The organism is Dactylosporangium salmoneum (genome assembly GCF_039532525.1).
Lineage (GTDB): Bacteria > Actinomycetota > Actinomycetes > Mycobacteriales > Micromonosporaceae > Dactylosporangium > Dactylosporangium salmoneum.
Window position 1 is genome coordinate 176,930 of the sequence record NZ_BAAARV010000016.1, and the last position, 24,053, is coordinate 200,982.

Genomic DNA, 24,053 nt, shown 5'->3' on the forward strand with positions numbered 1-24,053 from the left:
CCCGTCGGTGTCTGCGCCTACACAAGTCCGCCCATCAGGGGGTCGCTGATCGAGGGCTCGCCGTTCTCGAGGTGCCCGGCGTACTCCACCGCGAAGTGGTCGTCGCCCTGGAGGGTCAGCGTGACGCCGTACCATCCCCGGCTCCTCGACAGGACGAACGCCTCGGCCTTCGTCTCGCCGGGGCGCAGGGTGAGCCGGGAGCGGTGGCCGGTGTAGCGATCGGCGAGCATGAGGTCCACCCGCTTGGCCCCGCGGTTGCCCACCTCCAGCGTCAGGGTCAGGCGGCGGGCGTCGTAGCGGGCCTGCGCGACCACGCCCGGGTGCTGGCGGCCCGCGGCGAAGCGGCGGTAGAAGCCGTTCGGGCCGTGCACCGTCAGGTCGAAGCCCGCATCGGCCGGCCACACGTCGGTGACCTGCTTGGCCGGCTCCACGGTGTAGCTGCGCGGGGCCTGGGCCGGGTCGCTCGATCGGACCTGGAAGACGCCCGTCGCCGCGCCGGCGTTGCGGAAGTCCAGCGCGAACGCGCCGGCCGAGGGGCGGCCGTCGACCTGGAGGGTGTACGGCAGCGCCCGCGCCGGCCGGACCCCGCGCTCCTGGGCCGGGAGCTTGCCGTCGGCGGGCGGCACGGGCACCTGGTCGGGCCGGCGGGTGAGATCGTCCGGCTTGAGATCGCCGGTGCCCGGCAGGTCGGCGCGGACCGAGGCGTTGGGGGTCCGGAAGTCGAACGCCGACGTGAGGTCGCCGGTCACGGCCCGCCGCCACGGGGTGATGTTGGCCTCGACGAGGTCCGGGTTGCCCTTGCCGAAGCGGCGCTCCAGGAACCGGATGAGCGACGTGTGGTCGAACAGCTCCGAGTTGACCCAGCCGCCGCGGGTCCACGGCGACACGATGACCATCGGCACCCGCACGCCGAGGCCGTAGGGGCCGGCCGGGTGGTCGGCCGAGCCGGGGTAGATCTCGTTCGTCACCGGGACCGTGGACAGGCCCTCGGCCCGGCTCGCGGGCGGGGTCGGCGGCACGAGGTGGTCGAAGAAGCCGCCTTCCTCGTCGTACGTGACGAACAGGGCCATCTTGCTCCACACCTCAGGGTGGGCGGCGAGGATGTCGATGACCTGCGAGACGTACCAGGTGCCGTAGTCGGGCTCCCAGTTCGGGTGCTCGGTGTAGGCCTCCGGGGCGACGATCCAGCTCACCTGCGGGAGCCGGCCGGCCTCGACGTCGGCCCGGAAGTCGGCCAGCAGGGCGTCGGGGCTGCGGTCCTGCTTGTTGACCTCGGTGCCGAGCTTGGCCTTGGCCAGCGGGGTGCCGGGGGCGGCGTTCTGGTACTGGTGGAAGTACAGCAGCGAGTTGTCGCCATAGTTGCCGATGAACGGGTCGCTGGTCCAGCCCCAGTAGCCCTCGGCGGTCAGGCCGAGGCCGACGTCCTGGTACACCTTCCAGGAGACGCCGGCCCGCTCCAGCCGCTCGGGGTACGTCGACCAGTCGTACCCGGCCTCGGCGTTGGTGATCACCGGCCCGCCGCCCTTGCCGTCGTTGCCCACCCAGCCGGTCCACATGTGGTACCGGTTTGGGTCGGTCGGCCCGAGCAGCGAGCAGTGGTAGTTGTCGCAGATCGTGAACGCGTCGGCCAGGGCGTACTGGTACGGCAGGTCCTTGCGGACGTGGTGGGTCATCGTGGTGACGCCCTTGTTCGGCACCCACCGGTCGTGCCGCCCGCCGTTCCAGGCCGCGTGGGTGTCGTTCCAGCCGTGCGGCGGGTCGGGCAGGAACGTCTTGCCCATGTCGCGCACCTCGGGGCGGAAGGGCAGCACCTCGCCGTCGCCGTCGGGCTGGTGGAACACGCTGCGCCCGTCGGGGTGCCTCGCCGGGTGCGGGTCGGCGTAGCCGCGCACGCCGCGCAGCGCGCCGAAGTAGTGGTCGAACGAGCGGTTCTCCTGCATCAGAAAGATGACGTGTTCGACGTCCTCGATCGAGCCGTGGCGGTCGTGCGCGGGGATCGACAGCGCCTGCTCGAACGGGAGCGGGACGGCGGCGGCCGCCGCCATCTGCAGAAATGTACGACGATCGACGTTGGCCATGACCCGGCACGCTAGGACCGGGACATGTACAAAGGGCGCCCACCCGGGGCGCCCCTGTCATGCGGTTCGGAAACTTCCGTCGGCTCAGATCGATCGACGGCTGTAGAACCCGGCGACCGCCCAGACACCGAGTGCGGCGAGGACGACCTGGATGACGATCTCGGTCCAGTCGACGCCGGGCGTGTCCGCGACGCCGATCGCGCGGGCGATCGCGGTGCCGATGATCGCGGCGACGATGCCGATGACGATGGTGAGCCAGATCGGGATGTTCTGCTTGCCGGGCACGACGAGCCGTCCGAGCGCGCCGATGATGAGCCCGACCACGATCGCGGAGATGATGCCGGCGACGGTCACTGGGTGCCTCCTGGGTGCTGCCCTCTGCGGGTGCTGCGTTGCTGACATCCACGGTTTGCCCCTGCCGTACGAATTCAAAACCGGGTGTCGATGGGCTCCCGGGCGTGGAAGTTTCCGGGATCATGCCCCGCAAATACCACCAAAACGGCACCACAGAAGACCCCCCTTCCATGCAGCACTCATGGTGCTCAATGGAAGGGAGACAGTCCTATGCGAGGAAAAGTCAGGGCCGCGGTGGTCGCGGCGGGGCTGCTGGTCGCGGCCGGCGTGGCGGTCGTGCTCACGAGCGGCGCGGCGCAGGCCGACACCACGATCTGCGAGAAGTACGGTTCGACGACCATCCAGGGCGGACGGTACGTCGTGATGAACAACGTCTGGGGCACCGACCAGCCGCAGTGCATCAACGTGACCAGTACCGGATTCAGCATCTCGCAGGCCAACCACAACGTGCCGACCAACGGCGCGCCGGCCTCCTACCCGGCGGTCTACTACGGCTGCCACTACGCCAACTGCAGCACCGGCAGCATCCTGCCGCTGCGGGTCAGCGACTCGCGCTTCGCCGGGATCCAGACCTCGGTGAGCATGAGCTTCCCCGGCTCGGGGCAGTGGGACGCGGCGTACGACATCTGGTTCGACCCGACGGCGCGCACCGACGGGCAGAACACCGGGGCGGAGATCATGGTGTGGGTCAACCACGCCGGGGCGCCGCAGCCGGTCGGGTCCAAGGTCGGCACGGCGAACATCGCCGGGGCCACCTGGGACGTCTGGGAGGGCAACATCGGCTGGAACGTGGTGTCCTACGTGCGCAACCCGGGCGCGGGGTCGGCGAGTTTCGCCCCGGCCTCGTTCTTCAACGACGCGGTGTCCCGCGGTTACGCGCAGACCAGCTGGTACCTCACCAGCATCCAGGCCGGCTTCGAGCCCTGGACCGGCGGGCAGGGCCTGGCCGTGAACACCTTCAGCGTGACCACCGACGGGCAGCCGCCGGTGTCGACCCCGCCGGTGTCCACGTCCCCGTCGAGCCCGGGCGGCGGCGGCTCGGGTAAGTGCTCGGTGACGTACACCAAGAACGACTGGGGCAACGGGTTCACCGCCGACGTCAAGGTGACCAACACGGGCACCGCGGCGCTGAGCGCGTGGACCGTCGGCTGGACGTTCTCCGGCAACCAGCGCATCACGAACTCGTGGAACGCCACGGTGACCCAGTCGGGCTCCTCGGAAACGGCGAAGAACCTGTCGTACAACGGCAGCATTCCCCCGGGTGGATCGACGACCTTCGGCTTCCAGGCGTCCTACTCGGGCGCCAACCCGGTGCCCTCACTCACCTGCTCGTAACCTGTTACGGAGAGCGCTCCCCGGCCTTGGAGAGCGCTCTCCCATTTATTCCATACCATTGACACGGCTAGACCGAGGGCTCATTGTGGCTTTTTGAGAGAGCGCTCTCTCACACCGCCGTAACACCCCCGCCACGAAGGAGTCATCCATGGACTGGTCGGTCTCCGCCCCCGGCCATCGATCCGGCAGATCCCCGGCGAGTAATCGGACACTGCGCTACGGCGTCATCGCGCTCGCGGTGGCCGCCATGCTGTGCGCCTACATCGTCGTGGTCGTGACCCGCGCCAACGCCGCCGAGACCCTGCTGTCGCAGGGCAAGCCGACGACCGCCTCGTCGGCCGAGAGCGCCGCCACCCCGGCCACCAGCGCCACCGACGGCGACGCCGGCACCCGCTGGTCCAGCGCCTTCTCGGTGCCGCAGTGGCTGCAGGTCGACCTCGGCTCCGCACAGCAGATCACCCGGGTCGCGCTGAACTGGGAGGCGGCCTACGCGACCGCGTTCACCATCCAGACCTCCAACGACGCCACCAACTGGACCAGCATCTACTCGACCACCACGGGCGCCGGCGGCAACGTGAGCCTGACCGTGTCGGGCACCGGCCGCTACGTGCGGCTCAACGCCACGGCCAAGAGCACGCAGTACGGCATCTCGCTGTGGGAGTTCCAGGTGTACGGCGGCTCGCCGACCACGCCCGGCAGCTGCGGCACCGCCAACGCCGCCCAGGCCAAGACGGCCACCGCCTCCTCGACCGAGAACGCGGGCACCCCGGCCTCGTCCGCGGTCGACGGCAACAACGGCACCCGCTGGTCCAGCGCGGCCAGCGACCCGCAGTGGCTGCAGGTGGACCTGGGCTCGGTCCAGCAGATCTGCGGCGTGACGCTGATCTGGGAGACGGCCTACGCGACCGCGTTCCAGATCCAGACGTCCAACGACGGCACCAACTGGACGCAGGTGTACAGCACCACCTCGGGCACCGGCGGCACGCAGAACCTGAGCGTGACCGGCAGCGGGCGCTACGTGCGGATGTACGGCACCGCCCGGGCCACCCAGTACGGCTACTCGCTGTGGGAGTTCCAGGTGCGGGTCAACGGCGCGCCGTCTACCACCAACGACGTCCCGACCAGCCCGAGCACCACGCCCACCAACTCGGGCAACGCCGTGCTGCTGTCCTACAACAAGCCGGCCGTCGCCTCGACGTCGCAGAACGACGCCAACTGCAACCCGTGCACGCCCGACAAGGCGTTCGACAACGACCCGGCGAGCCGCTGGGCGACCAGCCCGACGAACGGCTGGGTCGACCCGGGCTGGATCTACGTCGACCTCGGCGCCCAGGCCCACATCACCCAGGTGATCCTGCAGTGGGACCCGGCCTACGCCGTGGCGTACCAGATCCAGACCTCCAACGACACCACCAACTGGACCAACATCTACTCGACCACGACGGGCAAGGGCTTCAAGGAGACCCTGAACGTCGACGGCAACGGCCGCTACGTGCGGATGTACGGCACCCAGCGCTCCAACGGCTACGGCTACTCGCTGTGGGAGTTCAAGGTGTACGGCACCGGCGGCAACCCGGTCCAGCCCCCGGCCCAGCCGGCCGACCCGATCTTCCCGGCCACCAACCTGGTCTGGAGCGACGAGTTCAACTCCGGCACCAACGTCGACACCTCCAAGTGGACGATCGACCCGGGCACCGGCCAGAACGGCGAGATCCAGTACTACAGCAACCTCGCCAACACCAGCATCCAGAACGGCTCGCTGGTCATCGAGGCGCGCAAGGAGACCGCCGGCGGCCGGGACTACACCTCGGGCCGCATCAACACCAGCAACAAGTTCTCGACGGAGTACGGCCGGGTCGAGGCGCGCATCAAGGTCCCGAAGGGCAACGGCCTCTGGCCCGCCTTCTGGATGATGGGCACCGACTTCCTGCAGGGCCGCCCGTGGCCGTACAACGGCGAGATCGACATCATGGAGATCCTCGGCAAGAGCACCACGGACGTGTACTCCACGCTGCACGCCCCGGCCTACAACGGCGGTGGCGGCTACGGCCAGAAGCTCACGACCGTCGACCTGTCGCTGGACTACCACGTGTACTCGGTCGAGTGGGACAGCAAGCACATGACGTTCCGCGTCGACAACCAGGTCATCCTCGTGGCCGACAAGAACACCGTCGAGACGACCCGGGGCCCGTGGGTGTACGACCACCAGTTCTACATCATCCTCAACCTGGCCGTGGGCGGTGACTTCCCGGGCCCGATCGACGCCTCCACGCCGTTCCCGGCGCGGATGTACGTCGACTACGTCCGCGTCTACAAGTAAGGTTCCGACCCTCCAAACTGGCCGCGGGTGGACGTGACATCGATTCCGTCCACCCGCGGCTCCTCAACGCGCGGGGGCACGATCTACCGTGGCATCCATGACGGGCAGCGACTCGCGACCGCCCACCCTCGAGCAGGTCGCCAACTACGCCGGGGTGTCCCGCGCAACGGTCTCCCGGGTCATCAACGGCGTGCAGACCGTCGACCCCGAGCTTCGCCGGACGGTCGAGCGGGCCATCGCCGCGACCGGGTACGTGCCGAACCTGGCCGCCCGCTCCCTGGTCACCCGGCGGACCGACTCCATCGCGCTGGTGGTCTCGGAGCCGGAGAACCGCGGCTACTCCACGCCGTTCCTGACCCGCATGTTCACCGACCCGTTCCTGGGCCGGGTCACCGCCGGCGCGCAGGAGGTGCTCCGCCCGCTCGGCATCCACCTGGTCATCTTCCTGGCCGATCCGCCCGCCCGGCCGCATCTGCTGCGGTACCTCAGGCAGGGCCACGTCGACGGCGCCCTGCTGATCTCCAGCCACGTCGACGACCCGCTCCCGGCCCAGCTGGTCGAGCTCGGCGTCCCCGTGGTGCTGTCCTGCCGTCCCGGCCACCCGGTGACCATCAGCTACGTCGACGTCGACCAGCGCGCCGGCGTCCGCCTGGCCGTGGACCGCCTGGCCGAGCTCGGCCGCCGCTGCATCGCCACCATCACCGGCCCGCTCGACATGCCGGCCGCCCAGGACCGCCTGGCCGCCTTCGAGGAGGCCGCCCGCGCCCGCGGCCTCGAGCCCTCCCACGTCGAGGGCGACTTCACCCGCAACGGCGGCGAGCGCGCGGCCGCGCGCCTGCTGCGGGAGCTGCCCGCCGTCGACGGCGTCTTCGTGGCCAACGACCTCATGGCCGACGGCGCCCTGCGGGTGCTGCAGGAGGCGGGCCGCCGAGTCCCGGACGACATCGCGGTGATCGGCTTCGACGACAGCACCGTCGCCCTGGAGTGCCACCCCCCGCTGTCCACCGTCCGCCAGCCGGTCGAGGAGATGGCCGGCGAGATGGCCCAGCTGCTGCTGACCCGCATCCGGGAGCCGCACCGCTCCCCCCGCTCGATCATCTTCAACCCGGACCTGATCCTGCGCGCCTCCGCCTGATCGCGGTCGCGGGTCCGGCCTCCGGGGTTGGCCAAGCCAGGACCCCGTGGCGTGGGGCCAGCCCGGCACCCGTTGCAAGCGGCTGGTAAAGGTGCCGTCTGCCACAACCGTCAGTTCGTCGGCCAGGGCGGCTAAGTCCGGGTCGGCCAGACCCCCGCCGCCGGGGGGCGCGGCACTGCCAGGCTCGGCCCGGGTCGTGACACGGCGGCCGCCCCTCATCTGGCGTGGGGGGCGGGCGCACCGAACCTGTTTCAGGAGCTCAGGGCGCGCTCCAGCTCGGACTTGGTCATCGCCGAGCGGCCCTTGATGTTGCGTCGCTTGGCCTCGCCGTACAGCTGGGCCTTGGACTTGGACTTGTCGGAGGACCTCATGCCGGCCGACGGCTTGCCCAGGTCCTGCCAGCGCGAGGCGGTCACCTCGACGCCGTAGCGGTCCGCCGCGCGCTTGATGCGCCGGAAGGCGTCCCGGCGTTCCTCGTCCGACACGTCGCGCACCTGGTCGAAGCGCGCGATCGCGTTGCGGACGTGGGAGGCGTCGTTCAGCGGCTCCTTGCGCACCCGCGGGAACGCGTAGGCGCTGTCCGACATCGAGTTGCGCTCGGCGGCGTCGAGCTCGTGCGATCCTCGTCGTGTCCTAGCTGCCATGGTGGATGGTTACCCCCCGACGCGGGGCCCAACCGCCAGGTGGACGCCGCCGCCCACGGTGAGCACGGTCCCGGTGATGTAGCCGTTGGTGGCCAGGGCGACGATCGCGTCGGCGACCTCCTCCGGGCGCCCGACGCGGCCGGCCGGGAGCGCGTCGCCGTACGCCGAGAAGAGCGCCCGGCGGTCCTGCTCCGCGAAGCCGTCCCACCACGGGGTGTCGATCACGCCCGGCGAGACCGCGTTCACCCGCCGCGGCGCGAGCTCCGCGGCGAGCGGGCCGACCATCGCCTCCAGCGCGCCGTTGAGCGCGGCCAGCCCCGACGTGCCCGGCAGCGCGGCCCGGGCCGAGCTGGCCGTGACGAGCGTGACCGAGGCGTCGGGGGCCAGGTACGGCAGCGCGGCCTGCAGTAGCCGCACGTGCGGCCAGAACTTGGCCTCGAAGGCGGCCCGCAGCTGGCCGAGGTCGAGGCCGGCGAGCGGGCCGGCGCCCAGGCCGCCGCTGAGCGCGATCACGAGGTGGTCGTAGGTGGCGCCGCCGGCGAAGGTCGCCCGCACGCCCTCCTCGGTGGCCGCGTCGGCCACGACGCCGGGGAAGCCCGCCTTGTCGATCTTCGCCCGGTCGCGCCCGGTGACGGTGACCGCGGCGCCCCGCGCCGCGAACGCGGCCGCCGTGGCCAGGCCGATGCCGGACGTGCCGCCGGCGACGAGTACCTGCTGAGACATCCTGCGCTCCAGTTGTCGAGACTCTCGTTCTCGACAATCATTACCGAGACCACCAGTCTCGACAAGTTAGGCTGGTCACATGCGCAGGGAACACACCGGCCGCCGGCGCAACGAGGCGGCCCGCGAGGACATCCTCGAGGCCGCCGCGGCCCTCATCGCCGATCCCGGCGGCGGCCCGGTCACGGTCGACGCGATCGCGGCCCGGGCCGGCGTGGGCAAACAGACGATCTACCGCTGGTGGCCGTCCAAGCACGCGGTCGTCCTCGACGCCATGCTGGAGCGGGCCCGTATCGACGTGACCGAGGACGGCGACCTGCGGACGTTCCTGGTCGGCTCGTTCGTCGGGGCGCAGCGCGTGCGGGGCTTCCTCGCCACCGCGATGGCCCTCGCCCAGACCGACCCGGCCGCCCGCGAGATGCTGGCCGAGTTCACCGCCCGGCGGCGGGACGCGCTGCGGCGGCTGCTGGAGCGGCTGGGGGTGGCCGAGCCCGGGCTGATCGTCGAGCAGGCGTACGGCGTGATGTGGTACCGCATCATGCTCACCCACGAGCCGCTGACCGCCGAGACGGCCGAACGGCTGGCCGACGCGCTCACCGCCCAAGCGTTAGTTCAGATCGAGAAATAAGGTTGCGGCCATCGATCAGGGGCTGCGAGGCTCGGCCCGATGGCACTCGTTGAGGCACGACAGCTGACCAAGGTCTTCCGTCGGCCCGACAAGGATCCGGGCCTACGGGGGGCCGTCAAACATCTCTTCTCGCGCCGCTTCACCGACAAGGTGGCGGTGGACCACGTCGACCTGTCGATCGAGGCGGGCGAGGCGGTGGCGTACGTCGGGCCGAACGGCGCCGGCAAGTCCACGACCGTGAAACTGCTCAGCGGCATCCTGGTGCCCACCTCCGGCGAGGTGCGCATCGACGGGCTGTCGCCGCGGCGGGACCGGATGGCCGTCGCGCACCGCATCGGCGTGCTCTTCGGCCAGCGCACGCAGCTGTGGTGGGACCTGCCGGTCTCGGAGTCCCTGGCGGTCCTGCGCGACATCTACGGCATCGACCACGGCACCTACCGCAAGCGCCTGGCCCGCTTCGACGAGGTGCTCGGCCTCGGCGACGTCATGCCGGTGCTGGGCCGCAAGCTCTCGCTGGGCCAGCGTATGCGGGCCGACCTCGCGGCGGCGCTGCTGCACGCCCCGCCGGTGGTGTACCTGGACGAGCCGACCATCGGCCTGGACCTCGCGGTCAAGGACCGGGTCCGCGAGTTCTTCCGCACCGTCCGCGACGAGGGCACGACGGTGATGCTGACCAGCCACGACCTCGGCGACATCGAGGGCTTCTGCCGGCGGCTGGTCATCATCGACGAGGGCCGGATCATCTTCGACGGCGACCTCGAGGCGGTCAAGGACGCCTTCGCCCGCGAGCGGATCCTCAACCTGGAGACCGAGACCGCGCTGCCGCTGGACGGCATCCGCGCGGCCCTGCCCGGCGCCCAGGTCGAGGCGGGCGAGACGCCGACGCAGTTCTCGGTGCGCTTCGACCGCTTCGCGATGACGGCCGGCCAGGCGGTGACGGCCCTGGCCCCGCTCACCAACCTGGTCGACTTCCACGTCGACGAGCCGTCCATCGAGGACGTGATCCGCCGGGTGTACTCCGGTGAGCTCCAACTGGAGGCGCTGTGAGGGCCGCCTACCGGGCACACGCCCGCGCCACGGCCCTGAGCGCCCTCGCCTACCGGGCCAGCTTCCTGCTGTCCCTCGGCGGCGTGGCGTTCCAGCTCGTCGCCCTGCTGGCGGTGTGGCGGGTGCTGCTCGGCGGCGGCAGCGGCGGGCCGATCGGCGGCTTCGACTGGCCGCACATGCGCAGCTACCTGCTCGTCGCCTTCGCCTCCGGCGCGCTGGTCGGCACCTTCGTCGACTTCCGCATGTCGCACCGCATCCGCTCCGGGCTCGTCGCGCTCGACCTGGTCAAGCCGGTCGACTACCAGCGGGCCCGGCTGTGGGAGACGATCGGCGGCGTCTGGATCGAGGTCGCCGTGATCGCCGTCGTGGTCGCGGTCTCCGTCGCCTTCAGCGGCCCGCCCGACCTTCCGGCCGGCCCCGAGCTCGCGCTGTTCGTCTCGTCGATGGTCCTGCTGGTGCCGTTGAAGTTCATCATGGTGTACCTCAGCACGCTCGCCTGCTTCTGGACCGAGAACTTCGTCGGCGTCATGTGGGCCCGCCAGGCGATCACCGGCCTGCTCTCCGGGGCGCTCGTCCCGCTGGCGTACTTCCCGGGCTGGCTCGCCACCGCAGCGCAGTGGTCGCCGTTCGCCGGCCTGACGTCCACGCCCGCGCTCATCTTCGTCGGCCATGCGTCCGGCCGGCACGCCCTGCTGCTGGTCGCGGCCCAGCTGGGGTGGCTGCTGCTGCTCTGGTTCGGCGCCCGGGCGCTCTTCGGCCGCGCGCTGCGCCAGCTGACCGTACACGGGGGATAGGAATGCGCACGCTGAGGCTGTACGTCCGCCTGCTCGGCGCGCACGTACGCGCGCTGCTGGAGTACGAGGGCGACTTCTGGATCATGATGGGCGCCACCATCCTGATGCAGGTCGTCAACGTGGCGTTCCTCGCCGCCATCTTCGCCAAGGTCCCGGCCATCAACGGCTGGACCTTCTGGGCCGTGGTGGCCATGTTCGCCATGGTCGCCATCGCCGAGGGCATCGGCTCGCTGTTCTTCGAGGGCATGTGGAGCCTGGCCTGGATGATCAACCAGGCCGACATCGACTACATGCTGGTCCGTCCCTACCCCGTCGTCCTGCAGGTCAGCAGCGTCAACATCGGCATCAACGGCCTGGGCAACATCCTGACCGGCGGCCTGATGCTCGGCGCCGCACTGTCCCATGTGGACGCCGTCTGGTCCGTGCCGCGCATCCTGCTGGGCATCGTGGTGGTCCTGTCCGCCATCGCCATCAAGGTCGCCATCAACCTGGCCACCAACGCCGCCTCCTTCTGGATGCAGAGCCCCGGCCCGCTCTTCGCCATGGCCGTGCACCAGGCCGGCGACCTCGCCCGCTTCCCCATCTCGGTGTACCCGCTGGCCCTGAAGGCGACCCTGGGCTTCGCCCTGCCGTTCGCCTTCGTGAGCTTCTTCCCGGTCACCTTCCTGCTCGGCCACGGCCAGGCCTGGGTCGGCCTGCTCACCCCGCTGGTCGCCGTCTACTCCCTGGTCGCCGGCAGCTGGATCTTCAAGCGCGGCCTGAACCGTTACGAGAGCGCCGGCAACTGATGACCGCCGTCGTCATGCCGCTGCTCGGCACGCTGCTGTTCTGGGCCATCGCCGCGGTGCTGATCGCCGCCCGGCCTCGCAGCCGCGCCGAGGAGCGGCGACGCCGGCGGCAGAACACCCGCGACCGGGTTCCCTACAAGGACCGCGTCGGCGACACGGCGTGGTCGGCCTGGTTCGCGGCCCTGGTCTGCGCCGCCTGCGGCGCTGCCACGCTCGTCATGGCGATCGCCGTCCTCATCCGCTGAAGCCCCGAGGAGCACTCCCCCGATGATCGAGTTCCGCCCGGCCGGGCCGGACGACGCCGAGCGCGTCGCCGCCCTGCACGCCGACAGCTGGCGCCGGCACTACCGCGGGGCCTACGCCGACGCGTTCCTCGACGGCGACGTGGAGACGGACCGGCGCGCCGTGTGGTCGGCCCGCCTGTCCACCCCCGCCCGCACCGCCACCGTGCTGGGCGAGCAGGACGGCCGGCTGGCCGGCTTCGTGCACGTGGTGCTCGACAGCGACCCGCGCTGGGGCAGCCTGGTCGACAACCTGCACGTGGCCCACGACCGCCGCCGGGGCGGCATCGGCCGCCGGCTGCTCGCCCACGCGGCAGGGGCCGTGCGCGCCGGCGCCACCACCGGCGCGCTGTACCTGTGGGTGCTGCAGCAGAACACCGCCGCCCAGGCCTTCTACCGGGCCTGCGGCGGCACCCAGGTGGAGACGGTGCCCGTGACCGGCGACCCCGCCCGCCTCAACGGCACCCCGCACAAGCACCGCATCGCCTGGCCGGACGTGGCGCCCCTACTGGACGCGTGACACGCCAGCCGGGCCGGCCGGGGGTCAGGGGCGGAAGCTGGCGCGGTACTCGGTCGGGGAGCGACCGGTCAGTTCGCGGAACGCGGCGTTGAAGGCCGACAACGACGTGTAGCCGACCGCGAAGGCGATCTTGGTGACCGGCATGTCGCCGGCCGCGAGCTCCTCGACCGCGCGCATGATCCGCATCCGGCGCAGGACCGCGCGCCAGGTCAGGCCGGTCTCGTCCTCGAAGCGGCGGGCCAGGGAGCGCGGGGCCAGGCCGATCTCGCCGGCGATGTCCTCGAAGCGGACCTGCTCGGCCAGGCGCCGCTCGGTCAGCGCGAGGGCCCGGCGCAGCAGCGGGGTGCGGCCGGCCGGGACGACGACCGGGCTCGGGTGCTCGGCCAGGCGCCAGGCGACGGCGGCCAGGGCGGCGAAGAGCGCCTCGGCGTAGGGGTTCAGCGGCTCCTCGCTCTCGCCCCACCCGCCGCACTCGGCGACCAGGGCCCGGGCCAGGGGCGTGAGGTCGAAGACGGTCAGCGGGGCCAGGGGCGGCGGGGCGAAGGCCGGGTCGAAGAGGACCGAGGCGGTCGTGGCGGCCTGCGGCATGCTGACCGTGATCGCCCGGCCGGCCTCGATGAGGGCCGCCCGGGCGGGCGGGAGCAGCCACGCCTGGCCCTGCGCCTCCAGCCGGAGGGCACCGGCGGAGGCACAGAGCAGGTAGTGGCGGTCCACGCACAGCTCGCGCGGGGGCTGCGGCGCGAACGTGCGCACGAAGCTGTACGCCTGCCGGGTCATCGGCTCAAGACTAGAAGCTCAGGCGACCGTCTCGACCAGTTCGGCCCGGAAGCGGCGGCTGAGCGGTGCGCCGGTCATGAGCGGGCGCACCGCCACGCCGGAGCGCGCGAACGCCTCGGACTGCTGGTAGGCGGCGAACGAGGCCTCGTCCTGCCACTCGTGGACGAGGGCGACACCCGTCTCGTCGTCGCGCGAGGCGTACACGCGGTAGGCGATGTTGCCCGGCATGGCCCGGATCTCGTCGCGCTCCGACTCGAGCTGGGCGAGGGCGGCCGGCCGGTCGGCGGCCGTGGTGCTGAAGTCGAGAATGGCGATGAACACGGTGTGACCTCCTGAGTCGTATCCGTTCGACACACCGATCCTCGCCCGGCCGCCACCCGGTCGGCCGCCGCCGGACGGACAGCTATGCGCTCCCAGCGGACACGCCGAGGACGTCCCGCGCGGCGGCGCACACGCGGGCGACGAAGTCGCCCAGGAAGCCCGGCGGCCGGACGCCCAGGGCCGTCAGCTGGGAGGTCAGGGCGGCCGGCACGCGCATCCAGCCCGCCGTCAGCGCCGTGCCGTCGTCCAGCCGCCGCTGGCCGGGCGGCAGCACGACCAGCGGGCCGCCAACGGCGAACGGGTGCAGCAGCAGGCGCAGCCCGCCCGGTTCCCACACCGAGTCGTAGGCCGGCCCGCGGTCGGCCGGGGCCGGGCCGGCCTCGATCCTGTTGCCCAGGCCGAACCAGTCGACCTTGGCCGCCGTCGCGAGGTCGTTGAGCCGCCGGCCCGCCTCGCCGTCGGCCTGCTCCAGCCGGACCGGCACGGCAAGGCCCGGCCCCTCGATCGTCACCGACAGCGCGCCCTTGGCCGCCGCCGGCCCCGGGTCGGCGAGCCCGCCGAGCAGTCCCGCCGCCAGCGCGAGCGCGGTGACCGCCGCCATTCGCATTCGCAGTCGCATGCACGGACGAGCCGCGACGCCCCGGTCCGGTTCCCGGGCACCCTTTGGTGACGCCCCATACACGAGCATTGACCCGCCGATTCGTGTTGGATAGCGTGCTGATCACGCGTTTGGGTCAGGGATGTCCGCATGTTCGTGAGTCCGATATGACCGGCTCATTGCCGCCGTGATCCGCACCCTCCGGCCAAGGTCCATCAGTCGAGAGGAATCGCGGATACCGGGAGCGGCGGGGGTAAATGGTCATTACGCTGGTCATCGATACGTTCAATGTGGGGAACAACGGCACGACGATTTCGGCGATGCGCTTCGCCGAAACGCTCATCGCGCGCGGGCACACCGTGCGCGTGGTCGCGTGCGGTGCGCCGGACGAGCCTCCCGACGGGCCGGACATGTACTGGGTGCCCGAGCTCGTCGTGCCGATCGCGAGCAGCTTCGCCCACCGGCAGAACACGTTGTTCGCCAAGCCCGTCCGCGCCGTGTTGCGCACCGCGATCGAGGGCGCCGACGTCGTGCACATCTACCAGCCGTGGCCCCTCGGGCGGGCCGCGCAGCGCATCGCCCGCGAGCTCGGGGTGCCGGCCATCGCCGCATTCCACATCCAGCCCGAGAACGTGACGTACAACATCGGCCTGGGCTGGTTCCCGCCCGCCGCGCACGTCGTCTACTTCCTCCTGCGCCTGCTTTTCTACGGGCGGTTCACCGACATCCATTGCCCGTCGACGTTCATCGCCGCGCAGCTGCGCCAGCACGGGTACCGCGCCCGCCTGCACGTCATTTCCAACGGCGTCGGGAGCAATTTCCGGCCCGGCCCGCCCCGGGTCCGCGGCGCCGGCGAGCCGTTCCGGATCCTCATGGTCGGCCGCCTCTCCCCCGAGAAGCGCCAGGACGTGCTCATCCGGGCCGCCCGCCGCTCCCGCCACGCCGCGGACATCCAGCTGCACTTCGCCGGACACGGCCCGCGGGAGAAGCGCCTGCGCCGGATGGGCGCCCGGCTGCCCAACCCCGCGCGGTTCGGCTACTACCCGCAGGACGAGCTCATCGCGCTCATTCGCTCCTGCGACCTGTACGTCCACGCCTCCGACGTCGAGATCGAGGGCATGTCCTGCATGGAGGCGTTCTCCTGCGGCCTGGTGCCGGTCATCGCCGACGGCCGGCGCAGCGCGACGAGCCAGTTCGCCCTCGAGGCGCGCAACCTGTTCCGGGCCGGCGACCCGGCGGCGCTGGCCGCGCGCATCGACGAGTGGATCGACGACCCGGACGGGCTGGCCGCCGCCTCGGCCGCCTACGCGAGCTTCGCCGAGCTCTACGCGGTCGAGCGCAGCGTCAAGGCGATCGAGCGGGTCTACGCCCGGGCCGGGCACGCCCCGGAGGCGCCGACCGGATACGCCGGCCGCACGTTCCGGCTGCTGTCCAGCGCCTTCTACTACGCGGTCGCGATCCCGCTGCTGTTCCTGTGGACCCGGGTGATCCTCGGGGTGCGCACCGAGGGCGAGAACCGGCTGCCGCGCACCGGCGGCGCGCTGACCGTCTGCAACCACGTGCACCTGCTGGACAGCGCGCTCGTCGGCATCGCCCTGTTCCCCCGCCGCCCGGTCTTCACCGCCGCCCCGATGAACCTCGAGAACCGGTGGTACGGCGGCCTGGTGAAGCTGCTCGGCGGCGTCGCCGTGCCGCGCACCGCGGCCGGGCTGCCGGCGTTCTTCTCCGAGCTGGAGCTGTTCCTCGCCCAGGGGCGCATCGTGCACTTCTTCCCTGAGGGGGAGCTGAGGCCGTACGACACCGGCTTGCGCGACTTCAAGCGGGGCGCGTTCCACCTCGCCGCGCAGGCCCGGGTGCCGGTGCTGCCGCTGTCGATCCGCTTCACCCCGCCCAGCGGCGCCGGGCGGCTGTTCCGGCGCAAGCCCACCATGGTGATCGTCATCGGCGAGCCGATCGTGCCGACGACGACCGACCCCCGCAACGACCGGCGCATCCGGATGGAGCTGGCCCGGCGGCGCATGCACGACGTGATCACGCGGGCGGCGTAGCTCACCGGCCTGTCGACGTGACGATGCGGTACGACAGGATCTCCTGGGATGACTGCCCGCACCCCGGCCCCGTGTTCCCGGGTGCGGGGCGGAGCCCGTCTCCCTAGGGGTCGGCGAGGGTGCGGGAGCGGGCGGCCTGATAGGGGCAGCCGGCGGCGGCGAAGGCCTCGGCGGTGGCGCGGACGCGGTCCCGGTCGCCGTCCAGGATGGCCTCGGCCCGGTCCAGCTGGGCGGAGGCGATGGGGTTGCCGGCCACCACCTTGCGGGCGGACTCGATGCGGGCGCGGGCCTGCGGGTGCCCGGCCAGCGCCGCGGCCTCGGCGCGCAGCCCGACGTACCAGTGCAGCCAGATCCAGGTGACCCACTTCCACAGCTGCTCGGGCTCGGCGTCCACCCGCTCCAGCGCCGCGTCCACCTCGCCGCGGTGCAGCAGGACGGTGGCGTCGAAGACGGCGCCGTAGCCGGTGGCCCGCTCCGGGGTCGCGCCGAGCCGGTCGGTGAAGGCGAGCCAGCGCGCCCGGGCGTCGTCGTCGCCGCGCAGGGCGTGGATCATGGCGACGGCCGCGGCGGGGGTGCCCAGGCGGGCGGCGCGCAGCCGGCCGGTGCGCTCCCAGGCCTCCAGGAAGCGCCCGCCGGCGTCGAGGACGGCGTCGGCCTCGCCGGCCAGCGCGTCGACGGTGAGCAGCCAGGACAGGCCCAGGTGGCCCACCTCGGCCAGCAGGGGCAGCTCGGCCAGGCGCCGGGCCCAGCCGCGGGCCGTGGCCAGGTCGCCGACGCCGAGGCTGGTGTCGACGCCGGAGACGAGCGCGTCGGTCAGCTCGAGCATGCTGGCCGGGGCGACCGGCACGGCGGAGAGCATCTCGATGCGCGTGCGGGCGGTGGCCGCGGCCCCGAAGCTGTCGCCGGCCCAGGCCCGCGCGCCGGCCAGCGAGTCGAGGGCGGCCGAGACGGCGAGGGGGTCGCCGGCCCGGCGGGCCAGCTCGACGGCCCGCTCGGCGGCGGCCAGCGTCGCGGCCACGGCGTTGTCGGACGGGCCCTGGTCGGAGCCGAAGGCGTCGGAGACCACGGCGGCCTCGGCGAGCGCCAGCGCGGCCTCGGTCAGGGGGTCGCCGCCGCCCAGCTCGCGGGCCTCGGCCAGCAGCGCGGCCGGCTCCTCGTCCGGCGGGAGCTGGATGAACGTGCCGGAGAACCGGTAGGCCGTCGTGGCCGCGGCGGCCATCGCGCGGGCGGCGCCGGCCTTGTCCCCCGCCCGGGCAGCGGCGTCGGCGGCCGCGCGGTGCAGCCGGTACATGTCGTCGCCGAGCAGCCGACAGCCGGCCACCGCGGCGGCGCTGCGCAGCGCGGCGGCGGCGAGGGCGTCGTCCCCGGCGAGGGCGCCCGCCTGCTCGTAGCGCTGCTGGGCCTCGCCGACCAGGTTGCGGGTGAACGCGAGCTCGGCCAGCGCGATGGCCAGCCGGTAGGCGTCCGCGCGGTGCTCGGCGGCGCCGGCCGCCCACCCGAGCGCGGCCCGCAGGTCGTCGGCGATCGCGTCGAACCGGGCGCGCCAGGACCCGTCGGCGGGGCGCGGGTCCTCCGCCAGGCCGGCCGCGCTCGCCCCGCACCATCGCAGGTGCCGCAGCCGTACGTCGTGCAGCTCCCCAGACCCGGAGAGCCTCTCGACGCCGTACTGCCGGATCGTCTCCAGCGCGCGGTAGCGGGTGCCCCCGGCGGAGGGGGCCGCCACCAGCAGGCTCTGCTCGGCCAGCCGGGCCAGCCCGTCCAGCACCGCGAACGCGTCCAGCGGGGAGAAGCCCGCCACCTGCGCGGCCGCGTCGGCGGTGAACGGCGCGACGAAGACCGCGACCCGGCGCAGCAGCGTGCGGTCGGCCTCGTCGAGCAGGTCGTAGCTCCAGTCCAGCATCGCGCGCACCGAGCGGTGCCGGTCCTCGGCCCGGGCCCCGCCGGTGAGCAGCCGCAGCTGGTCGCCGAGCACCGCGGCCAGCCCGTCCAGCCCGAGCGTCGGCAGCCGCGCGGCGGCCAGCTCGATGGCCAGGGCCACCCCGTCGAGCCGCCGGCAGATCTCGGCGGCCTGCTCGTGCTGCTCGGCCGCCACCGGCCAGCCCACGGCCGCGGCCCGCTCCAGGAACAGCGCGACCGCGTCGGACTCCCCGTCGCCCGTCAGGGACAGCGGCGGGACGGGGTGCACCCGCTCGAAGGGCACCACCAGCCGGGCCCGGCTGGTGGCCAGCACGCTCACCCGCGGGCAGGCGGCCAGCAGCCGCTCCAGGAACGGCGCGACCCCGTCGCGCACGTGCTCGCAGTTGTCCAGCACGAGCAGGGCGTGCCGGTCGGCCAGCGCGGCGAGCACCGACTCGTCCAGCCCGCGGCCCTGCTGCTCGCCGACGCCGACCGCCGCGGCCACCGCCGACCCGACCATCGCCGGGTCGGTGATCGGCACCAGGTCGATGAACCACACGCCGTCGGGGAAGTCGCCGGCCGCCTGGGCCGCGACCGCGAGGGCCAGCCGAGTCTTGCCGACCCCGCCCGGCCCGACGGCGCTGATCTGCCGGTGCTCGCGCAGCGCGGCGGCCAGCCCGGCCTGCTCCCGGGTCCGGCCGACGAACCGGGTCACCGGGGACGGCAGCCCGGGCGCGGGCCGGCCACCGCGGCCGGCCCGGCTCCACTCGGCCGCGAGCTGTGCGAGGGCCCGCCGGTCGGCCGCGCCGAGCTTGCGCAGCAGCGAGGAGACGTGGGTCTCCACGGTGCGCACGGAGATGAACAGCCGCGCGGCGATCTCCGCGTTGCTCAGGTGCTCCCCGACCAGGGACAGCACCTCCGCCTCCCGACCCGAGATCCCCGTCTGCGCCGCCACGGGCCCCATTATCCGTGAGGGCTCTCCGTGGTCGTCTCCGTGCTCGCCACGGATGTCACCGGGCGGCCGCTCGGCGAGGCTTTACGTCATGAGCGACAACGCAGCGGGAAACATCATCAGAACCGTGTTGCACCCGGTATCGGACCTGGCCAGGGCCAAGGAGGTGTACTCCGCGCTGCTCGGCGTCGCCCCGCAGACCGACGGCTCGTTCTACGTCGGCTACGAGGTGGACGGCCAGCAGATCGGCCTCGTCCCGGGCGGCGGGCCGCAGGGCATGACCTCACCGGTGGCGTACTGGCACGTGCCGGACCTCGCGGCCAAGCTCGCCGAGGTGGTGGCGGCCGGCGCCGTCGTGCGGGAGGACGTGCGCGACGTGGGCGGCGGGCGCCTGGTCGCCACCGTCACCGACCCGGACGGCAACGTCCTCGGCCTGCTCCAGGACCAGTGATGGCGACCCTGCTCGACCGACTTTTCCGCCGTACACCGAAGAAGGAAGCGACGAAGATGACCACCACCACGAAGACCAGCAAGTTCGGCGGGTTCTCGGCCGAGGAGATCGCCGCGATGAAGGACCACGGCGAGGAGCTGCGCAACACCTCCCGCCGCGACCCGAACAAGGCCCGGGAGGCCGGCGAGAAGGACATTCTGGGCAAGCTGGCCAAGATGTCCGACTCCGACCGCGCCATCGGCGAGCGGATCCACGCCATCGTCACCGCGAACGCGCCGGAACTGATGCCGAAGCTGTGGTACGGCATGCCGGCCTACGCCCGCGACGGCAAGGTGGTGCTGTTCTTCCAGAGCGCGGCGAAGTTCAAGTCGCGCTACGCCACCCTCGGCTTCAGCGACCAGGCCGGCCTCGACGACGGCGAGATGTGGCCGAGCGCCTACGCGCTGAAGTCCCTGACGCCCGGCGACGAGGCGCGCATCGGCGCCCTGGTCAAGCAGGCCGCGGGCTGATGGCGCCGTCTCCCCGGCCGCTCGCGCGGCGCCGCGAGGACACCCTGCACCGGCTCGAGCACGACGTCGACGCCTGGGTGGCCACCGCCGACGCCAACGGCACGCCGTACCTGGTGCCCCTGTCGTTCCTCTGGGAGGGCGAGACCCTGCTGATCTCGACCGCGGCCACCAACCCGACGGCCCGCAACCTGCTCGCGGGCGGCCGGGTCCGCCTCACCGTCGGGCCGACCCGGGACGTGGTGCTCATCGAGGGAACGGCGCAGCGCGTCGAGGAGGTCCCGGACGAGCTCGGCGACGCGTTCGCGGCCAAGACGGGCTTCGACCCGCGGCGGGGGCGCAACTACCCGTACTTCCGCATCCGCCCCGAGCTGATCCAGGCCTGGCGGGAGGTCGACGAGCTCGCCGGCCGCGACCTGATGGTCGCCGGCGAGTGGCTGGTCTGACTGCGGCACGGCCGTCCTCTCCCCCGGGTGAGGGCGGCCGCCGCCGTTACGGGGAGCCTGGAGTCCGTGACTACGTGTTAGCCTGACATCGATATTGGCAAATGCGTAAGGAGCTTCCCGATGACTGCTACGGCCCCGGCCCGGCCCCGGCTGCCCTTCGACCGGCCCAACGTCCTCGACATCGCGCCGCTGTACGAGGTGCTGCGCCGTGAGGGCCCGCTCACCCGGGTCACCACGCCCGCCGGCGACCCCGCATGGCTGGTCACCGCCTACGCCGAGGCGAAGCAGATCTTCGGCGACCGGCGCTTCGGCCGCTCCCACCCGACGCCCGAGACGGCGGCCCGGGTCTCCCACGCCGCGGTGCTCGACGGGCCGAGCGGCGAGTACGAGACCGAGGAGCGCGAGCACACCCGGATGCGCCGGCTGCTGGTCCCGGCCTTCTCGGCGCCCCGGATGCGCCGGCTGGCCGGGCGGATCGAGGAGCTGACCGCCCGCTGCCTCGACGACATGCAGGCCGCCCGCGACGCCCGCCCGGGCGAGCCGGTCAACCTGCACGAGCTGCTCGCCTTCCCGCTGCCGGTGCTGGTCATCTGCGAGCTGCTGGGCGTGCCCTACGCGGACCGCGGGCACTTCCGGCAGCTGTCGCAGCGCATCGGGATGATCGACGGCGGCGCCGACGCGCGGGCGGCGATGGCGGACTTCAAGGCGTACACCGCAACGCTGGCCGAGGCCAAGCGGCGCGAGCCCGGCCCCGACGTCATCTCCGACCTGGTGGCCGCGCAGGCCGAGGACCCCACGTTCAGCGAGGACGAGCTGGCCCGCCTGGCCGCCGGGCTCATCTTCGCCGGGCACGAGACCACCTCGACCCGCATCGACCTGGGCGTCCTGCTGCTGCTGTCCGACCCGAGCCGGCGCGACCGGTTCGCCGAGGACCCGGACGGGCAGGTGGGCCCGACGGTGGAGGAGATCCTGCGGATCACCGCGCCCGGCGGGTTGGGGCTGCTGCGGTACGCCCACGAGGACGTCGAGGTCGGCGGCGTGACCATCGCCCGCGGCGAGGCGGTCCTCATCGCCAGCAACGCCGCCAACCGCGACGCGACGGTCTTCGCCGACCCGGACGAGTTCGACCCGGCCCGCCGCCCCACCGCGCACCTCGCCTTCGGCCACGGCGCCCACGTCTGCATCGGCGCCAACCTCGCCCGCACCGAGCTGCGCACCGTGTTCCCCGCGCTGCTGCGCCGCTTCCCCGGCCTGCGCCTGGCCGTGCCCGTCGACGCCATCGAGATCCGGCACAACCGGCTCACCGGCGGCGTCGACGAGGTGCCGGTGACGTGGTGAGCGCCGTGCGGGTCTGCGCCGACACCGGCGTGTGCGTGGGCTCGGGCCAGTGCGCGCTGCGCGTGCCCGAGGTCTTCGACCAGCGCGAGGAGGACGGCGTGGTGGTCGTGCTCGACGAGCACCCGCCGCCGTCCCTGCGCGAGGCGGTCCACCAGGCCGTCCTCGGCTGCCCGTCGGGGGCCCTGCGCCTCGAGGACGCCGACTAGGACCACCAGGCCGCGTCGGCGATGCGCTCGAAGCCCAGCGACTCGTAGAGGGGCCGGCCCAGGCGGGAGGCGGTGAGCGTCACCGGGCGGTCGTCGAAGCGCCGCAGCAGGGCGTGCATCAGGGCCCGCCCCACGCCGCGCGAGCGGAACTGCGGCATCGTCGTCACGAAGTAGACGCCCACCGCCTCGTCCTGTTCGACGACCAGGCACGCCCCGGCCGGCTCCCCGTCGAGGTGGGCCAGGTACAGCTCGGCGCCTTCCAGCAGTACCGGCGGGAGGACCACGCCCGGCGTCCACGGCTGGAAGTGCTCGAGCGCGAAGCCCTCCACCACGAGCCGCTCCGCCGTGCGCAGCTCGTCCGGGGTCGTCACCCGGCGCACCGGGAGGGCGGGCTCGCCGACGGGCTCGCCGGGCAGCCGGATCATCACGGGCATCTGCCGCGAGGACATGCCGCGGGCGGTGAGCTCCACGGCCCCGAAGGCGTCCTCGACCACGACCCGGCCCGGGCGCGGGAGCAGCGCGTCCAGCGCCGCGCGGCCCTCCTGCGGCAGGCCGGCGGCCAGCGTGAGCACCCGCAGCCCGGCCCGCTCGTCGCCGTCCACGGCCAGCAGGCCCGGATGGCGCCGCACGTCGTAGCCGCGCGCGGTGCCGATGAGGGTCCAGAAGTGGGCCGCGTTGTCCGCCGCCAGTTCGAGCGCGTCCATGGCCCAGTCGTACCACCATCCCACTCCCGGAGGTGGCGCCGAGGCCCCCGCCGAGGCGGCGCTGAGGCCCTCGCCAAGGCGGCGCTGAGGCCCTCGCCAAGGCGGCGCTGAGGCCCTCGCCAAGGCGGCGCTGAGGCCCTCGCCAAGGCGGCGCTGAGGCCCTCGCCAAGGCGGCGCTGAGGCCCTCGCCGAGGCGGTGCTAAAGTGGAGGAGTACCTCCGATACAAGGTGACGGTGGAATGCAGACCCAGCCCGGGCAGACCCAGCCCGGCGTGCGGCGACCGCAGCGGGCCGATGCGCGGCGCAACTTCGACGCGCTGATCGCGGCCGCCCGCGACGCCTTCGCCGAGCACGGCTCGGGCGCCTCGCTGGAGGAGATCGCCCGCCGGGCCGGCGTCGGTATCGGCACGCTGTACCGCAACTTCCCCACCCGCCGGGACCTCTTCGACGCCGTCTACACCGACGAGATCGAGGCCCTGTGCCGGGCCGCCGGCGACGTGGCCGACCTGCCCCCGTGGGACGCGCTGGCCCTGTGGCTGCGCCGGTTCGTCGGCTACCTGGCCACCAAGCGGGCGATCTACGAGGAGATCAACCGCGACTCGGAGATGATCCGGGGCGCCCGCGAGTCGATGTACCGCGCGGCCGACGCCCTGCTCACCCGCGCCCAGGAGGCCGGGCTGGCCCGCACCGACGTGAGCTCCGACGACCTGCTGCGGATGATCTCGGGCCTGACCGCGGGCGGTTACGTGGACGACGCCCAGCGGGAGCGCGTCCTGACCGTCGCGCTGGACGGTATACGCGGCCGGTAGTTTATCGATCACCGTCGCGGGGAACGTGCCCGCTCATGGGAATCGATCTGCTCAACCGGCCGGTCGTGGATCTGGTCGGGCTGCCCATCGGCACGGTGGACAGGATCGAGACGGTGATCGGGCGGGACGGCACCCCCTCGATCGCGACGCTGGTGGTGCAGCCCAAGCGCTGGTTCGGCAGGCGGGGCGACCAGCTGCGCATCTCCTGGGATCTGGTCGCCTTCTGCGACCGGACGATCACCCTGATGGTGCGGAAGCAGCGGCTCCGCGAATCCTGATGGTTGGAACGCGGCACCTGCGCCTCCGGAACGGGGGACAGTGGGCGGGTAGCCTTTCGGGGCAGATCCGCTCGACTGG

The 24,053-nt window shown here is 72.7% G+C and carries 26 protein-coding genes; 17 read left to right on the forward strand and 9 right to left on the reverse strand.

The annotated features are described in order from the left end of the window. Positions 1 to 17 precede the first annotated feature (17 nt). Positions 18 to 2,078 (reverse strand): phosphocholine-specific phospholipase C, encoded by a 2,061-nt coding sequence (locus tag ABD352_RS08465; protein ID WP_344611677.1) that lies wholly within the window; start codon positions 2,076 to 2,078, stop codon positions 18 to 20. Between the two features lie 84 nt (positions 2,079 to 2,162). Beyond that, on the reverse strand, positions 2,163 to 2,432 hold the full coding sequence (locus ABD352_RS08470) for a GlsB/YeaQ/YmgE family stress response membrane protein (RefSeq protein WP_344611678.1): 270 nt from the start codon (positions 2,430 to 2,432) through the stop codon (positions 2,163 to 2,165). 210 nt (positions 2,433 to 2,642) lie between these two features. Between ABD352_RS08470 and ABD352_RS08475 the strand changes: the two genes are divergently transcribed. The 3 genes from ABD352_RS08475 to ABD352_RS08485 all read left to right on the forward strand — a co-directional run bounded on the left by ABD352_RS08475 (position 2,643) and on the right by ABD352_RS08485 (position 7,222). Beyond that, positions 2,643 to 3,767, forward strand: a complete 1,125-nt coding sequence (locus ABD352_RS08475) for a glycoside hydrolase family 12 protein (RefSeq protein WP_344611679.1) — start codon at positions 2,643 to 2,645, stop codon at positions 3,765 to 3,767. A 148-nt stretch (positions 3,768 to 3,915) separates the two neighbouring features. Next, entirely contained in the window at positions 3,916 to 6,087 is a 2,172-nt protein-coding gene (locus ABD352_RS08480) for a discoidin domain-containing protein (protein WP_344611680.1), read from the forward strand. A 97-nt stretch (positions 6,088 to 6,184) separates the two neighbouring features. Next, entirely contained in the window at positions 6,185 to 7,222 is a 1,038-nt protein-coding gene (locus tag ABD352_RS08485; RefSeq protein WP_344611681.1) for a LacI family DNA-binding transcriptional regulator, read from the forward strand. Between the two features lie 251 nt (positions 7,223 to 7,473). On the opposite strand, the gene ABD352_RS08490 is transcribed toward ABD352_RS08485, so the two are convergent. Further along, the gene (locus tag ABD352_RS08490; protein WP_344611682.1) at positions 7,474 to 7,866 is read right to left on the reverse strand and encodes a DUF6582 domain-containing protein; all 393 of its coding nucleotides are present in this window, start codon (positions 7,864 to 7,866) and stop codon (positions 7,474 to 7,476) included. 9 nt (positions 7,867 to 7,875) lie between these two features. Then, on the reverse strand, positions 7,876 to 8,589 hold the full coding sequence (locus ABD352_RS08495) for an SDR family oxidoreductase (protein ID WP_344611683.1): 714 nt from the start codon (positions 8,587 to 8,589) through the stop codon (positions 7,876 to 7,878). 79 nt (positions 8,590 to 8,668) lie between these two features. On the opposite strand from ABD352_RS08495, the gene ABD352_RS08500 reads away from it, so the two are divergent. The 6 genes from ABD352_RS08500 to ABD352_RS08525 are packed head-to-tail and all read left to right on the forward strand — an operon-like array spanning position 8,669 to position 12,644. Further along, positions 8,669 to 9,214, forward strand: coding sequence for a TetR/AcrR family transcriptional regulator (locus ABD352_RS08500; RefSeq protein WP_344611684.1), 546 nt, complete (start codon positions 8,669 to 8,671; stop codon positions 9,212 to 9,214). Between the two features lie 39 nt (positions 9,215 to 9,253). Then, a complete protein-coding gene (locus ABD352_RS08505) occupies positions 9,254 to 10,261 on the forward strand; it encodes an ABC transporter ATP-binding protein (protein WP_344611685.1) in 1,008 nt (335 codons plus the stop codon). Continuing rightward, a complete protein-coding gene (locus ABD352_RS08510) occupies positions 10,258 to 11,055 on the forward strand; it encodes an ABC transporter permease (protein WP_344611686.1) in 798 nt (265 codons plus the stop codon). Before ABD352_RS08505 ends, ABD352_RS08510 begins: the two co-directional genes overlap by 4 nt. A gap of 2 nt (positions 11,056 to 11,057) precedes the next feature. Then, positions 11,058 to 11,843: an ABC transporter permease gene (locus ABD352_RS08515; RefSeq protein WP_344611687.1), complete on the forward strand. Its 786-nt coding sequence runs from the start codon at positions 11,058 to 11,060 to the stop codon at positions 11,841 to 11,843. Then, positions 11,843 to 12,088 (forward strand): hypothetical protein, encoded by a 246-nt coding sequence (locus tag ABD352_RS08520; RefSeq protein ID WP_344611688.1) that lies wholly within the window; start codon positions 11,843 to 11,845, stop codon positions 12,086 to 12,088. Before ABD352_RS08515 ends, ABD352_RS08520 begins: the two co-directional genes overlap by 1 nt. Positions 12,089 to 12,110: 22 nt before the next feature. Beyond that, a complete protein-coding gene (locus ABD352_RS08525; protein WP_344611689.1) occupies positions 12,111 to 12,644 on the forward strand; it encodes a GNAT family N-acetyltransferase in 534 nt (177 codons plus the stop codon). A gap of 24 nt (positions 12,645 to 12,668) precedes the next feature. Here ABD352_RS08525 and ABD352_RS08530 read toward each other — a convergent pair whose 3' ends face one another. From ABD352_RS08530 to ABD352_RS08540, 3 genes are all read right to left on the reverse strand, one after another. Then, complete coding sequence (locus ABD352_RS08530; protein WP_344611690.1) at positions 12,669 to 13,421, reverse strand: helix-turn-helix domain-containing protein; 753 nt, start codon at positions 13,419 to 13,421, stop codon at positions 12,669 to 12,671. 18 nt (positions 13,422 to 13,439) lie between these two features. After that, positions 13,440 to 13,742 carry a putative quinol monooxygenase gene (locus tag ABD352_RS08535; RefSeq protein WP_344611691.1) on the reverse strand — a complete coding sequence of 101 codons (303 nt, stop codon included), beginning with the start codon at positions 13,740 to 13,742 and terminating at the stop codon, positions 13,440 to 13,442. 82 nt (positions 13,743 to 13,824) lie between these two features. Next, positions 13,825 to 14,361: a hypothetical protein gene (locus ABD352_RS08540; protein ID WP_344611692.1), complete on the reverse strand. Its 537-nt coding sequence runs from the start codon at positions 14,359 to 14,361 to the stop codon at positions 13,825 to 13,827. Between the two features lie 236 nt (positions 14,362 to 14,597). Between ABD352_RS08540 and ABD352_RS08545 the strand changes: the two genes are divergently transcribed. Continuing rightward, positions 14,598 to 16,388 carry a glycosyltransferase gene (locus ABD352_RS08545; protein WP_344611693.1) on the forward strand — a complete coding sequence of 597 codons (1,791 nt, stop codon included), beginning with the start codon at positions 14,598 to 14,600 and terminating at the stop codon, positions 16,386 to 16,388. Positions 16,389 to 16,491: 103 nt separating this feature from the next. Here the strand turns inward: ABD352_RS08545 and ABD352_RS08550 are convergent, their stop codons facing one another. After that, positions 16,492 to 19,239 carry an ATP-binding protein gene (locus ABD352_RS08550; RefSeq protein WP_344611694.1) on the reverse strand — a complete coding sequence of 916 codons (2,748 nt, stop codon included), beginning with the start codon at positions 19,237 to 19,239 and terminating at the stop codon, positions 16,492 to 16,494. A 124-nt stretch (positions 19,240 to 19,363) separates the two neighbouring features. On the opposite strand from ABD352_RS08550, the gene ABD352_RS08555 reads away from it, so the two are divergent. From ABD352_RS08555 to ABD352_RS08575, 5 genes are all read left to right on the forward strand, one after another. Further along, positions 19,364 to 19,687, forward strand: a complete 324-nt coding sequence (locus tag ABD352_RS08555) for a VOC family protein (protein ID WP_344611695.1) — start codon at positions 19,364 to 19,366, stop codon at positions 19,685 to 19,687. A gap of 56 nt (positions 19,688 to 19,743) precedes the next feature. Beyond that, positions 19,744 to 20,196, forward strand: a complete 453-nt coding sequence (locus ABD352_RS08560) for an iron chaperone (protein ID WP_344611696.1) — start codon at positions 19,744 to 19,746, stop codon at positions 20,194 to 20,196. Continuing rightward, a complete protein-coding gene (locus ABD352_RS08565; protein ID WP_344611697.1) occupies positions 20,196 to 20,639 on the forward strand; it encodes a pyridoxamine 5'-phosphate oxidase family protein in 444 nt (147 codons plus the stop codon). The genes ABD352_RS08560 and ABD352_RS08565 overlap by 1 nt, the downstream gene beginning before the upstream one ends. Before the next feature lie 120 nt (positions 20,640 to 20,759). After that, positions 20,760 to 21,977 (forward strand): cytochrome P450, encoded by a 1,218-nt coding sequence (locus ABD352_RS08570; RefSeq protein WP_344611698.1) that lies wholly within the window; start codon positions 20,760 to 20,762, stop codon positions 21,975 to 21,977. Beyond that, positions 21,974 to 22,183 carry a ferredoxin gene (locus ABD352_RS08575; protein WP_344611699.1) on the forward strand — a complete coding sequence of 70 codons (210 nt, stop codon included), beginning with the start codon at positions 21,974 to 21,976 and terminating at the stop codon, positions 22,181 to 22,183. The genes ABD352_RS08570 and ABD352_RS08575 overlap by 4 nt, the downstream gene beginning before the upstream one ends. Here the strand turns inward: ABD352_RS08575 and ABD352_RS08580 are convergent. Next, positions 22,180 to 22,887: a GNAT family N-acetyltransferase gene (locus ABD352_RS08580; protein WP_344611700.1), complete on the reverse strand. Its 708-nt coding sequence runs from the start codon at positions 22,885 to 22,887 to the stop codon at positions 22,180 to 22,182. The two genes, ABD352_RS08575 and ABD352_RS08580, sit on opposite strands and share 4 nt — an antisense overlap. 239 nt (positions 22,888 to 23,126) lie before the next feature. On the opposite strand from ABD352_RS08580, the gene ABD352_RS08585 reads away from it, so the two are divergent. Next, positions 23,127 to 23,696: a TetR/AcrR family transcriptional regulator gene (locus tag ABD352_RS08585; RefSeq protein WP_344611701.1), complete on the forward strand. Its 570-nt coding sequence runs from the start codon at positions 23,127 to 23,129 to the stop codon at positions 23,694 to 23,696. Between the two features lie 35 nt (positions 23,697 to 23,731). Then, a complete protein-coding gene (locus tag ABD352_RS08590; RefSeq protein WP_344611702.1) occupies positions 23,732 to 23,974 on the forward strand; it encodes a hypothetical protein in 243 nt (80 codons plus the stop codon). The last annotated feature ends 79 nt before the right edge of the window (positions 23,975 to 24,053 follow it).

Coding starts and splice junctions, on each gene's coding strand:
- ABD352_RS08465 (WP_344611677.1), bottom strand. CDS start 2,078: ATGGCCAACGTCGATCGTCGTACATTTCTGCAGATGGCGGCGGCCGCC.
- ABD352_RS08475 (WP_344611679.1), top strand. CDS start 2,643: ATGCGAGGAAAAGTCAGGGCCGCGGTGGTCGCGGCGGGGCTGCTGGTC.
- ABD352_RS08480 (WP_344611680.1), top strand. CDS start 3,916: ATGGACTGGTCGGTCTCCGCCCCCGGCCATCGATCCGGCAGATCCCCG.
- ABD352_RS08485 (WP_344611681.1), top strand. CDS start 6,185: ATGACGGGCAGCGACTCGCGACCGCCCACCCTCGAGCAGGTCGCCAAC.
- ABD352_RS08490 (WP_344611682.1), bottom strand. CDS start 7,866: ATGGCAGCTAGGACACGACGAGGATCGCACGAGCTCGACGCCGCCGAG.
- ABD352_RS08495 (WP_344611683.1), bottom strand. CDS start 8,589: ATGTCTCAGCAGGTACTCGTCGCCGGCGGCACGTCCGGCATCGGCCTG.
- ABD352_RS08500 (WP_344611684.1), top strand. CDS start 8,669: ATGCGCAGGGAACACACCGGCCGCCGGCGCAACGAGGCGGCCCGCGAG.
- ABD352_RS08505 (WP_344611685.1), top strand. CDS start 9,254: ATGGCACTCGTTGAGGCACGACAGCTGACCAAGGTCTTCCGTCGGCCC.
- ABD352_RS08515 (WP_344611687.1), top strand. CDS start 11,058: ATGCGCACGCTGAGGCTGTACGTCCGCCTGCTCGGCGCGCACGTACGC.
- ABD352_RS08520 (WP_344611688.1), top strand. CDS start 11,843: ATGACCGCCGTCGTCATGCCGCTGCTCGGCACGCTGCTGTTCTGGGCC.
- ABD352_RS08525 (WP_344611689.1), top strand. CDS start 12,111: ATGATCGAGTTCCGCCCGGCCGGGCCGGACGACGCCGAGCGCGTCGCC.
- ABD352_RS08530 (WP_344611690.1), bottom strand. CDS start 13,421: ATGACCCGGCAGGCGTACAGCTTCGTGCGCACGTTCGCGCCGCAGCCC.
- ABD352_RS08540 (WP_344611692.1), bottom strand. CDS start 14,361: ATGCGACTGCGAATGCGAATGGCGGCGGTCACCGCGCTCGCGCTGGCG.
- ABD352_RS08545 (WP_344611693.1), top strand. CDS start 14,598: ATGGTCATTACGCTGGTCATCGATACGTTCAATGTGGGGAACAACGGC.
- ABD352_RS08560 (WP_344611696.1), top strand. CDS start 19,744: ATGACCACCACCACGAAGACCAGCAAGTTCGGCGGGTTCTCGGCCGAG.
- ABD352_RS08565 (WP_344611697.1), top strand. CDS start 20,196: ATGGCGCCGTCTCCCCGGCCGCTCGCGCGGCGCCGCGAGGACACCCTG.
- ABD352_RS08570 (WP_344611698.1), top strand. CDS start 20,760: ATGACTGCTACGGCCCCGGCCCGGCCCCGGCTGCCCTTCGACCGGCCC.
- ABD352_RS08580 (WP_344611700.1), bottom strand. CDS start 22,887: ATGGACGCGCTCGAACTGGCGGCGGACAACGCGGCCCACTTCTGGACC.
- ABD352_RS08585 (WP_344611701.1), top strand. CDS start 23,127: ATGCAGACCCAGCCCGGGCAGACCCAGCCCGGCGTGCGGCGACCGCAG.
- ABD352_RS08590 (WP_344611702.1), top strand. CDS start 23,732: ATGGGAATCGATCTGCTCAACCGGCCGGTCGTGGATCTGGTCGGGCTG.